Below are 12113 nucleotides of genomic sequence, written 5' to 3'. Positions count from 1 at the left end.
CATGAAAGTATACAAGGACCAGCAGCATTCTTTGATGCTCAAGCCTTTTGGCATGGCCGGCAAGCAGTACTGCGGCGTGACGGTTTTCGTCTATTTCGATCTTACTTCCAGCTCTTTGTTGAAGGAACAGCAGCTGTGGCAAGAAACGCCGCAGCAGTTGGGCAAGGACGGAATATTGGATATGGGCATGCCCAAGCCAAGGGGGGAGTTTCTGGTCTATGGCTGTTGCCATGCCCCCAGCGGTTCTTTATGCAGGGCTTCCAAGGTCAACGTGAGCGTGGCCAACGTGAGCAAGACGCTTTATGTCTTCGGCCCCCGTTATTGGACGCCGCTTGGGAGCATTACCGAGCCCGAGAGCTTCAGCTCGATTCCACTGAATTACGGCAGCGCCTTTGGTGGCCCCGAGTATGAGCGGAACCCCCTGGGCAGAGGGTTCAAAACCATGGAGCGTCTGCCTTCCGGCAAGGTAAGCCACCCGTTGCCCCTGGTGGAAGACCCCAGGCAGCTTATCGGGTCTCTGGATTTTTGTCCCGAACCAGCGAGTTTTCAGCCCCTGAATATGACCTGGCCCCAGCGCGCCAGGATGACGGGCACTTTTGGCGATGCATGGTTCAAGTCGCGTTGGCCCGACATGCCCGACGACATGGACCCTTTATTCTACAATACGGCGGCTCCGGATCAGCAACAATCCGCCTGGTATGCTGGAGATGAGCGTATTGAAATAACCAACATGCATCCGGACATGCCCCTGATAGAGTCAAGGCTGCCGGGCAAACGCATCCGCCTTTTCCTGACCATGTTCAAGGATTATGACCGCTACAAAAAAGCGGATGAAATGGACATGGAATTTGTGGAAGTGCCCCTGCATATCGATACCGTGACGTTGTTTCCTGAAATCATGCGGGGAGTTGTGCATTTTCGTGGTTCTGTCGCCAGTCAGGACGACGAATACCACGATGTTGTGCGGGCGTTTATCAGTACTGAGGAGCAACACGAGCCCCCCAAAGACATTGAATACTTCCGCGATGAACAACTGAAGCGTCTGGACAGGGGCGTGAAGGTCGATATGGCGCCCTATCAGGAAGCAGGTAAAAAGCTTTCCAAGCTGGCGCTGAAGATGAAGAAGTTGCCCAAGGAAGTGGAGCGGATCGGCAAAAAGGCCCTGGGCGATGCCCCTTACATGCCCCGTACCCCTGAGGAGTTGGGGGCCATGAGCAAAGACAATATGGCCATGGGGATGGCCACGTTGGACAAGCTGGAGGGCGTTGCCAAGTCTTTGCATGAAAAATTTGGACATAAGGCTGCCATCGACCTGAAAAAGTTCGACAAGATGCGCGCAAAGCTCGGTGGCATTGGGAACAAGCTCCAGGCCAGCGCTGATAAGGTCGCCAAGACCGCCAAGGAACTCCAGGCGGAAAAGCAGGCATCTCTCGCCGAGGCCGACAAGATAACCAGGGCGGCGTGTGATCCAGAAATTTTGAAAACAGCGGAAATCACTCCGGAGATGGCAGAGCGCTCCAAGGTGCCCCTGGATGGTTTCAAACTGCCCAGCTCCAACAGAGGGCCGTACCATGAGCGGGGCTTTCCTCTTGTGGTGGAGGCGCGCAAGCGCCTGGAAAAAGACGCCGATACGCAGGCCAGACTACGGGAACTCGGATTTGACCGCGAAACCATCAAGAACGCCTGGCTTGGCATATTGCCCGAGCCGCGCGAGGATAAGCTTTCTCTCTGGCGAACGTTGCCTGATGCACAGCCTGTGGATCCGGCGCCCCCGGATGATGATTTTACCATTCCAGCAGGGCTTGTCATGCCCCGTTTTGACGGGCGTCGGCTGACGCGCGTGCTGCTGCGCACCAATGCTCCTTCCGAATGGAGCGCTCCCGGACTGGAGGAGCTGGTGCCGGATTCCGCTAACGAACCTTTGGCCCTTTACCCGGTAGCCGACCAGGCGCACTGGGTCCGCGTGGCTGATGAACTCCAGGCTCTTTACGCTGAGCAGGAGCTGGGCGACGCATGTGGTGTGATATCCCTGGCAACACCGGACGAGAAACCCGATAAAGACGCACTGGAGGACATAGGCAAGGCCGGAGTCTTTCTTTGCATCATGCCCGCCGGTACGGGAGAAAAGTCTGCTGCCTGGCAGCCATGGGCCGATACATTTCCCAATGCCAAACTGCTCGCCCTGCCGGAGGGGCGCACAGTGTTCGAGGCCGAGGGGGCAGGCCACGGTCTTCGCAAGCTGGTGATGGATGCATTGCCCAAGGAATTTGCGAAACTGCATTCCATTGATTTCGATGTCCCTGAAGAGGCGGGCAAGGGCAGTCTGGGCCTGCCGCCGATCAAGTTTCCGGATATTGACCTTGGGGCAAAGGCCGATGGTTTTCGCGAACAGGGCAAGGCCAAGGTGGCCCCCAAGGTGGAGAAGCTCACGGAACACCGGGAGGCCGCCCTTGGAAAACTGGGCGACATGCTTGCCGAGGGCGGGGACAAAAGCGCCATGGAGGAGGCTGCCGCGGCTGCAGAAGGTTCGAGTAAATCCATGGCTGATGAACTCAACAAGTTCATCGCCAATCGAAAAGACTTTTTACAGGGCAAAGGCTATCTGAACGCAGATCAGATAGCCGCCATGGATAAGGCCCAGGCGAATTTCAGCAGCGTCGGCAACAAGCTGGATGCGGTGGAAGCCAATGGCGAAGCCATGTTTGCCAATCTGGACAAGCGTGTCGCCGGAGCCAACGAACTGTTTGCGGCCAATCGCATCCCTGGCATGAGCCTGGAGGAGATGAAGGCCAAGGGAATTGATCCTGACAGGCTCACCCCTTTGACCAGAGAAAAGGTCATAGTGATGCTGGAGCGCAATGAAAGTTTGGCGAACCGCGATTTCAGCGGCGCAGATCTTTCGGAGCTGGATTTTTCCAACAGGGACCTGCGCAAGGCGCTGTTCATCAAGACCAAGCTCAAAAAAGCGGTTTTTGACAACGCCACCCTGGACAAGGCCATTTTTCGGGAAGCCGACCTGAGCGAAGCCTCCTGCAAGGGCACGAGCATGCGCCTTGTCTCCATGACCAAATGCAAATGTAAAAAAGCCACCTTTGCAACCGCCAATCTGAACAAGGTGAATATCTCCGGCTCGGACCTGACAGAGGCCGATATGAGCGAGTCTTCATTGCGGCTGACCACTATCCAGAAATCTAAACTGAACAAGGCCAATTTCAGGGGCGTTACACTGCGACTGGCCATGATCAACCATACGGACCTGAGCGATGCCGTGCTTGCTGGCTCGAATTTGAGCAAAGGCATGGTTGTAGACGCCACGCTGCACAATACGGATTTTTCCGGCGCCACCGTTAACCGCATCATGTTCAAGCGGGTCAAGGGCGAGAAGGTTATCTTTGCAGGGGCGGACATGAGCCACGCACGCATGACGGGAAATAACGAACTTGCCGGCGCGAACTTCACAAACACCAAGCTGGACAACGCCTGCCTGCGCCAGTGTGATTTCTCGGGCGCAGACTTTACCGGCGCCAGTATGAACAAGGCGTTGGTGGAATTTTGCGACCTGAGTCTGGCCAAGCTCCGGCTTGTGTCAGCCAAACGCGCCAGACTGCTGAAAACCAACCTGGAGTCCGCAGACATGGCCGGCATGAACCTGCTCATGGGATCGCTGCGAAAATCAAGACTGGTCCGCACCGACCTCACCGCCGCCAACCTCTACTGTGTGGATTTCTTCAAGTCGGTCATGCATAAAACCGTCCTGGACAGGGCAAACATCAAGCGCACGCTGCTGCACAAGCGGGAGGACCTGCTGCCATGACCGCGAGTATGACAAGAGAAGAAGTGCTGCACGCCATCGCGGATAACCAGACCCTGGCGGGCGACCTGCGCGGCGTTGATCTCTCTGGCGCGGATCTCAAAGGAGGGCGTTTTTGGGGCGCCGACCTGACCGGTGCGAACTTTGCCGGCGCCCACGTCAATCTCACGGGATTCAAGAAGTGTGACTTCACGGGCGCTTCGTTTCGCGGTGTGCGCTTCGAAAAGATGGACCTGCGCTCCATGTGCTTTCGTAAGGCTGATTTCCGCGACGCGCACTTTCACATGTGCTTTTTGAACAAGGCCGACTTCTCGGATGTTGATTTTTCGGGAGCGACCATTGGCTGGTCCATGCTCAAAAACGCCACCCTGGACAGGGCGGTGTTCCAAGGCACCACCATCCTCAAATGCATGCTGCAGCATACCGGCATCGAAGGCGCAGATTTTTCCGGCGCCAGTTTGGACCGTGTGAACTTCAAGGAAGCTGATTTTACAAAGACAAAACTGCGGGGCGCCAAGCTGCACACCGTGGGCCTGCGTGGCTGCAATCTGAGCAAGCAGGACTATTCCTCCATGTCCTTCACCACGATACTGTTCAGCGGGTGCAATCTGACAGAAACGAATTTCAATGGCGCGAATCTGACGTACTGCAATTTCAAGAATGCCGACCTCTCCAGGGCCACGCTCAAAAAAACGGACGCCAGCTATTGTAATTTTCTAGAAGCCAACCTGACGCAAGCAGATTTGAGCCACGCCAGCTTGGAGCAGAGCGTGCTCAATGAGGCTGACCTGACGCAGGCCGATTGCACCAAGGCTTGTTTCAAAACAGCGGCCCTCAAAAGAGCCACCTGTCTCAGGACCATGTTCTACAGTACGGACTTGCGCTTTGCGGATTTGTCCCACGCGGATTTGACCGAGGCGACCTTTGAGGGAGCGTCCATGTACATGGCTCAGGTTCATAATGTTAACGATCAGAAAACAGCCTGGCATGGCGCAAAAGATACACTTTTGCAGGGACATGACAAAGACAGGGAAGAGGCCGAGAACTGGGTGCCCCTTCTGTAAAAAGGGGCATTTCGACTGGTAAACGTCCCATGGGTAGTATTTGCGACGTGGATTGCAGAATGTAATGGGGTGTGCAGCAAGACCCTGAAGAAAAAGAGAGCTGTTATGGATAATCTGGCGAGAGAACTGCACAGCCAGGCCGCCAGCCTGGTATATGGCAGGGTGGTGGCCTGCAGCGGCGCTACCTATAGTGTGGCCACACAAGAAGGATCCATGACCTGTGAACGCGCTGACGGATGTCTGCTCAAGCCTGAACCGGGCGACATGGTCCTGCTGGCCACGGTTGAAGACAGCACAGGCTATGTCTTGACAGTCATAAAGCGCGCTCGGGCAGATAAAGGCCCTGCGCAGATCGATGTTCAGGGGGGAATGAATATTCATACGGCTGGGGGCGATTTGACTCTGGCTTCGGATCAGGATCTCTCCCTGATCGCATCCCGGGATGCCTCAATCCTCGGGAACAAGCTTTCCGTGGGGGCGCAGAGCGCCGAGTTGCGCGCCGGCAAGGTGTCTGTTGTCGCCCGTGTACTCAGCGGCGGTTATAAACGGATATCCCTGGTGGCAGACAGTGTGGAACATGTGTTTTCCAGCCTTACACAGAAACTTACCAATTCCGTACGCATGGTGAAGGAGCACGACGAGACGGTGGCTGGCTCGGCGCGCCTGGCCGTGGAAGACGATTATGCCGTGCAGAGTAAAAACGAAGTGCACACGGCTGAGGAAATCGTTAAGATCGACGCTGAGGAAGTACATCTTGGCTAGTATTTTCTTCTCGAAACAAGGAGCTTACGCATGTTCATGATGACCATGGGCGCCGGCACAAAGCTGGGCTTTCCTGATACCTGCAAGACACCTTTGGCTGCCGGGGCGCCCGTTCCTATTCCCTATGCCGATGTTGCCATGTCCATCAGTAACGAACCTGCTGCAGACAATGTTTTGATCTGCTGCATGCCTGCCATCAACCAGCTCTCCCAGGGACTTGTCAGCAACGGCGACGAGCCTGGATGCATGATGGGGGTGGCCAGCCAGCGCATCGACGGCGAGGCCGTATATATGGTAGGGTGCATTACAATTTTTACAGACGGTGTCCCGGCCCAACGGCTGACCAGCGTAACCGGGCAGAACGCCACGGGTGTCTTGCCCAATGCACCGGGCATGGCCATCGTTCCCAGCCAGGTGACTGTGCTCACATTGGGGTAATGTGCTTCAAGTCGAATCACCATTTATAGATGCAGTAAAGGAGAACCAAGTGAATCAGGAGAGCAACGCCAGGAAAAAAGAAGTTCTGGAGCGTTTGAAGGCTTTGTACGCGGCTTTTTCCAGAAAGGACATTGAGGCTATTCTCTCCTTTTTTGCTCCAGACCCGAATGTCGTTGTTATTGGTGCTGCCGAAGACGAGCGTGTGCTGGGCCTGGATGGTATCCGTAAAATATGGCAGCGCCTGATTGAAGAGCCTGTGCGTATAGATGTCGCCATCACCTGGCATAATCTGGTGTGTCGTGAGACCATTGCCTGGTTTTGTCTGGAGTTGCGCTACACCATGCAGATGGACGACGAGGCGACCTTGAACCTGATGACGCGGGGGAGCGGTGTCATGGAAAAGCGGGATGGCGACTGGCTGATTTGCCAGTATCATGCTTCGCGGCCCACACCCGCGCTTTCCACCAAATATTCGCTTGATTACTTCTCTTCTAACTCCGGCGCAAACTGCCAGGTTACAAAAGAGGACTGATAGCCTGGCCTTATGCGCCAGGTGAGTTGTTGCCCCTGCGGTTATTATCTGCTGGGGCAGTTTCCTTTCTGATGGTGTGGAAGCTATAGGTATCTTTCGATTTTTGCCCTCTGTGTTTTTGCAAAGGCATAGCATTTTTCCCCCCGCATTGTGACAAGGGACTCCCCCTGTTACTCCTTGACTATTTTGCGCCACGTCTTCTAAAAACTGCCCAACGTCATGTCTGTGCTGCGAAATTGAAAAGTTCGCGGTCCAAGTCAAAAAGAGTCTGAGCAGATTCCGTTGGTCAACGAAACAAAATGAATGTGCATAAAAATGATTTTTTCGAGGCTTGTGACTCGCGTGCAGCCGGTGGAGAAAAATTGTGAATCATCAAGTGGACCCAGCCTCGAATAATATACCGCAGTCCTTACGCCACCTCTCCAGGTTTCCTCCTCTCTTCGGCCGCGTAGCAGGCAAAGTCCGTTCTGCCAGCGCTGTCGTCGTAACATATCTGCAGGATCCGAAGTTTGCTCTTCTATGGTGCCTTCTCTGCAACGCACTCACTGTAGCGTTCACCGTATGGGGATTCGGGCGGGGGTTTGACTTCACCGACGAAGCTGGCAACACGATAAGTGGTGAATATCCCGTTGCACTAACTGCTCGTCTCACGGAGTTCGGCTATCTGACAAATGTGCTCTATCGACTTGCGGGTGGAGACATGTTCACGTTCAGATTGTTGGGCCTTGTTGCACTGTTGCTGGTAGCCAGCTTTTTTTGCTGGGAAATGATGCGATTTCTCCGCAATCGGATGATGCATTATGACAGGGTGACGGCTGTCTGTGTTTACTCAGCGATGCTCACCTCCTCTTTAGGTTTTTATTGTAAGTGGTTTCCAGCGCCGAATTACTACTTGGTTTGCCTGGTAGGGCTCTTGGGAGCAATTGGATCATTGCTTTTTTTAGTCAACAATAGAGAAAACACTCTTTCCTTTTACTTGGGGAATATTTCACTGGCATTGTTTGTGACCATTGCCGCTTTGGGGCGTATTACCTCTGCAGCATTCTTGGTTGTTTTGATTGTAGCTGGCATTGTGTGGCGGTATCGCTCCCAAAGGAAAATGCTGATTCGTTCGCTTTGTACTATAGCTGTTGTTGGCATTGTCGCAACTCTCGCATACATGGAATTTGTTGCTGGAGGAATTAGTGATGTTGTTCAGGCGTATTCAGGATTGTTAAATGCTCCTTTAGATTATTCTGGGCATTCTTCTGCATCAATCTTTGGATTTCTTTTTCGAGGGCTAGACTATTTTGTAACCATATCTTTTGATTATTGGATAATGGTGATAATCTTTCCATCTGTTGGCGCACTGTGCTTTAGGCTGTTAAAAAAGCAATGGATAGCTGTCGTCACGGTGGTTGTTTTATTTGCTTGGCCTCTCCATATATATAAATCACGCTATTATATCGATGCGTCAGATTATACTGCAACAATTTTTATTCTTTCGTTTGTGAGTCTTGTCTTTTTTGTTGTTTTTTTGGGAAGCCCTAAAGATTGGAAGAGTTACTTCTTAAACCTTTGTTATGGTTTAGCTCTTGCTGTTTGTTGCCTGCCTCTGGCTTTTGGCTCCAACGTCCCCGTCGAGTGGCATGCCTCTCTCAGCCTGTGTTTTCTTGTCGCAGGAACATTTGTTGTAGCTTCAATACCAGCAAATACTGCTATAGTACGAACGACAGCCGTGGCTTGCTCTGCATTTGTCTTAATCGTTATCCTCGTTTCCCTTACACACACCCACCGTCAAGGGGCGCTTTGGGACCACACCGTGTCCACCGATCTTCGAGGAGATGGCCACTCTCTCAAATTACTTCCTGCAATGGCCAAGGTTATTCCTGAACTAAGAGAGGTTGCCGCTGCACATGGGTGGACAGCAGGCACGCCCTTGGTGGATTTTTCAGGAGGCTATGCGGGGATCGCGTATGTATTACAGGCACGGCCGACTGCCTTGTCCAGAATTTGTACGGGGTATGGAGAAGCATCTGAATATTGGGCTGCCTGTGTCGTCGACTCGATTCCTGAGCAAATCCGTTCTGAATCCTGGGTCACAACAAGCAACCTCCCTCCCGAAAAAGGAGGGCTGAGCACTGCATTCATCAATCAACTTTTGCCTGGTTTTCCAAACAAGTATGAAGTCGTTTACGAATTTCCTTCGGTGTTCCATCCTGGTATAGAACCGCCATATACCATTAAGCTGTGGAGACCGGTTGTTTCCAGCGAAAAGGAGCGCGCATCGTCATAAGAAAGGGGGGTGGGTGTCCTACAGGCTGACGACATAAAAAAAGGGACTGAGGTTTTCACCTTAGTCCCTGAAATTTATGGCTCCCCGGGAGGGATTCGAACCCCCGACCTAGTGGTTAACAGCCACCCGCTCTGCCGGTTGAGCTACCGGGGAATATGGCGTGCGGAAGCATCCGTACGCGAGAGGCGGAAGATAGCCGTACAGGCACAGGCCGTCAAGTATTTTTTTAAGGTTTTTTTGGAGCAAGGAGGAGTGTGCGCTGGAAGCTGTCTTAAGCTGGGTTTCTTGACGCCTTTCTGGGTTTAGCATAAACGTAATCGCTTCGAGTGTACAATTCCCCTTCATGTGGAGTGATCCTTTGAGCAAGCAGGAAAAGCAGGGCAAGAAGAAAATCGCCCTGAAGATAAAATCCCCCAACGCAGATTATTTTATGCCCATGGTGGAAAGCCATGCGGCACGAAACGAATTTAACGAAGTAATCCGCTCCCGCGTGGAAAAGGCCTGCACTTTCTTAGATGCAGGGCTGTCTCTGTATCCGAATGATTTCAAGAAAGTGCACGGTATTGAAGAAGCAGTGGCGACGCACGGTGGCAAGACCACCGAGGAGCTTGCCGAGCTTGGTGAAGATTACATCTTTGCAGGGCGTATCGTCTCGCTGCGATCCTTCGGTAAGGTGACCTTTTTCCATCTGCAGGATCAGGGTGAACCGCGTATCCAGGTCTATGCCTCGCGCGATGGTTTGGGGCAGGAAGCGTATGCCAAATTCAAAAAATTGGATATTGGCGATATAGTTGGTGTGCGTGGTGGACTCTTTCGCACCAAGACAGATGAATTTACGGTGGATGCCAAGGAAGTGCGGTTGTTGTCCAAGTCCATGCGCCCTTTGCCTGAAAAATTTCATGGCCTGAAGGATGTGGAAACGCGCTACCGGCAACGCTATGTTGATTTGATAGTGACGCCCCGTACCAAGCAGATTTTTCGCACACGTACAATGATTGTTCGCGAATTGCGTCGCTTTTTGGACGACCAGGGCTTTTTGGAAGTGGAAACGCCCATGATGCAGCCTCTGCCTGGAGGAGCCACTGCACGCCCCTTTACGACGCATCACAATGCTTTGGACATGCAGCTGTATATGCGCATTGCGCCCGAGCTGTATTTGAAGCGTTTATTGGTTGGGGGCTTTGAAAAAGTTTACGAAGTCAACCGCAATTTCCGTAACGAAGGAACTTCGACCCAGCACAATCCTGAGTTCACCATGTGTGAATTCTACTGGGCCTACGCCACGTATCAGGACCTGATGGACCTGACAGAAACGCTTTTCGCCAACATTGCCCGTGTGGTGACAGGGGGCGAGACCGTCGTGGATTACCAGGGAGAGCGGATTGATCTGACGCCCGGCACCTGGAAACGTGTAGGCTTTCATGAGTCACTGCGTGAAATAGGGGGCGTTTCTCCCGAGATTTACGAGGACTACGAAAAAGCCAAGAAATACGTCCAGGAACGCGGTGAAAAGGTGATAAAGGGCGAAGCTCTGGGTAAGATTCAGGCCAAGATTTTTGATCTTGAAGTCGAGCCTAAATTGATCCAGCCGCATTTCATCTATCATTATCCAACGGAAATATCCCCGCTGTCACGGAGGAACGAGGACGATCCCAACGTGACAGATCGCTTTGAAATGTTCATAGCCGGGCGCGAGATGGCGAATGCCTTCTCCGAGCTCAACGACCCTGTGGACCAGCGCCAGCGCTTCGAGCAACAGGTGAAAGAGAAAGAGGCGGGCGACGACGAAGCCCACTCTATGGATGAAGATTACATCCGCGCTCTGGAATATGGCATGCCCCCTGCTGCCGGTGAGGGGATTGGCATTGACAGGCTTGTGATGCTCTTCACCGATTCACCCAGCATCAGGGAAGTTATTCTCTTTCCTCTGCTGCGCCCAGAAGCTGAAGGGTAGGCTGCGCAATTGTCTATGGGCCAATCCTTTCACACGTAAGTGGCGGCCATGCGATTCGAAATTTTCATCGCGCTGCGCTATCTCATCAGCCGGCGCCATCATTCCTTCATATCTGTCATTTCCCTGGTTTCCGTGTTGGGAGTGGCCCTGGGTGTTGGGTCACTCATAGTCGTCCTTGGGGTTATGAACGGGTTTTCCACAGACCTCAGGGATAAGATTCTGGGCGTAAATGCACATGTCTTGGTGATGAGCTATGAAGGCGGCATCACCGATTATGAAAAAATAACCCAGGAGACACGTGAAGTCCCAGGTGTCTTGGGTGTGACGCCCTTTATTTATTCAGAAGTCATGCTTTCTTCGCCCTCCGGGGTCAAAGGTGTCGTGTTGCGCGGGATCGATCCTGCGAGCGCCGGGGATGTGCTCTCCGTGACCAAGGACCTGAAGGCTGGGGCTCTGACCGATTTGGAAGCCGATGATGGCCCCCCTGGGGTGATATTGGGGCAAGAGCTGGTGGATCGTTTGGGATTAAGCCTTGGGGGGCGTGTCAATCTGCTTTCTCCTGCGGGTAAACAAACCGCGGCGGGGTTTTCACCTTTGGTGCGGCCGTTCAGGCTGACGGGTATCTTCAGCACCGGCATGTTTGAATACGACACGACGCTGGCGTTCATCTCTCTGGATGCAGCCAGGAATCTGCTCGGGTTCAAGGACGTGAAGGCAACTGGCCTGGAACTCAAGGTGGACGACGTGTACAAGGCAGACACCATTGCAAACCAGGTGCAAAAGAAGCTTGGACCGCCATTTTATGCCCGGAACTGGATGGAGATGAACGCCAACCTGTTTGCAGCGCTGAAGCTGGAAAAGGCCGCCATGTTCATTGTCCTGATCCTGATTGTCGTTGTGGGTTCTTTTTCCATTATTACAACGTTGGTCATGCTGGTTATGGAAAAGACAAAAGACATTGCCGTGCTCATGAGCATGGGGGCGCAACGCGACCAGATTCGCCGAATATTCATGCTGCAAGGAACGATAATCGGCTTTGTTGGGACGGCGTTCGGGTTCGGCCTTGGTGTGCCGGCAAGTTTGCTTTTAAAACGGTATCAGTTTATCAAATTGCCCAAGGATGTGTATTCCCTTGACCACTTGCCGGTATTGCTTGAATCCACAGATTTGATATTGATAGCTATTGCCGCCATGGTATTGTGTTTTTTGGCGACCCTCTACCCGTCGCGTCAGGCTTCGAAACTGAGTCCTGCTGAGGCGTTACGCTTTGAATAGTG

At 53.0% G+C, this 12113-nt stretch carries 8 protein-coding genes and 1 tRNA gene; 8 read left to right on the top strand and 1 reads right to left on the bottom strand.

Annotated elements, in window-relative coordinates:
• The first annotated feature begins 1 nt into the window (after position 1).
• From ACZ5EH_RS00365 to ACZ5EH_RS00340, 6 genes are all read left to right on the top strand, one after another.
• Positions 2-3814 (top strand): DUF2169 family type VI secretion system accessory protein, encoded by a 3813-nt coding sequence (locus ACZ5EH_RS00365; protein WP_464276156.1) that lies wholly within the window; start codon positions 2-4, stop codon positions 3812-3814.
• Entirely contained in the window at positions 3811-4875 is a 1065-nt protein-coding gene (locus tag ACZ5EH_RS00360; protein WP_464276155.1) for a pentapeptide repeat-containing protein, read from the top strand. The genes ACZ5EH_RS00365 and ACZ5EH_RS00360 overlap by 4 nt, the downstream gene beginning before the upstream one ends.
• Before the next feature lie 105 nt (positions 4876-4980).
• A complete protein-coding gene (locus tag ACZ5EH_RS00355; RefSeq protein ID WP_464276154.1) occupies positions 4981-5637 on the top strand; it encodes a DUF3540 domain-containing protein in 657 nt (218 codons plus the stop codon).
• Positions 5638-5667: 30 nt separating this feature from the next.
• On the top strand, positions 5668-6075 hold the full coding sequence (locus ACZ5EH_RS00350) for a DUF4150 domain-containing protein (RefSeq protein WP_464276153.1): 408 nt from the start codon (positions 5668-5670) through the stop codon (positions 6073-6075).
• A 49-nt stretch (positions 6076-6124) separates the two neighbouring features.
• On the top strand, positions 6125-6607 hold the full coding sequence (locus ACZ5EH_RS00345; RefSeq protein WP_464276152.1) for a nuclear transport factor 2 family protein: 483 nt from the start codon (positions 6125-6127) through the stop codon (positions 6605-6607).
• Between the two features lie 364 nt (positions 6608-6971).
• On the top strand, positions 6972-8882 hold the full coding sequence (locus ACZ5EH_RS00340; protein WP_464276151.1) for a hypothetical protein: 1911 nt from the start codon (positions 6972-6974) through the stop codon (positions 8880-8882).
• A 77-nt stretch (positions 8883-8959) separates the two neighbouring features.
• Here ACZ5EH_RS00340 and ACZ5EH_RS00335 read toward each other — a convergent pair.
• Positions 8960-9035: transfer RNA gene (locus ACZ5EH_RS00335), tRNA-Asn, on the bottom strand.
• A 205-nt stretch (positions 9036-9240) separates the two neighbouring features.
• Between ACZ5EH_RS00335 and lysS the strand changes: the two genes are divergently transcribed.
• Both lysS and ACZ5EH_RS00325 read left to right on the top strand, forming a co-directional pair.
• Complete coding sequence (lysS, locus tag ACZ5EH_RS00330) at positions 9241-10836, top strand: lysine--tRNA ligase (RefSeq protein ID WP_464276150.1); 1596 nt, start codon at positions 9241-9243, stop codon at positions 10834-10836.
• A 48-nt stretch (positions 10837-10884) separates the two neighbouring features.
• Complete coding sequence (locus tag ACZ5EH_RS00325; RefSeq protein ID WP_464276149.1) at positions 10885-12111, top strand: lipoprotein-releasing ABC transporter permease subunit; 1227 nt, start codon at positions 10885-10887, stop codon at positions 12109-12111.
• Positions 12112-12113 lie beyond the last annotated feature (2 nt).

The sequence above is a fragment of the Desulfovibrio biadhensis genome (genome assembly GCF_055388615.1).
Note: the sequence above shows the minus strand (reverse complement) of the source record. Positions and strands in the feature narration are given on the sequence as shown.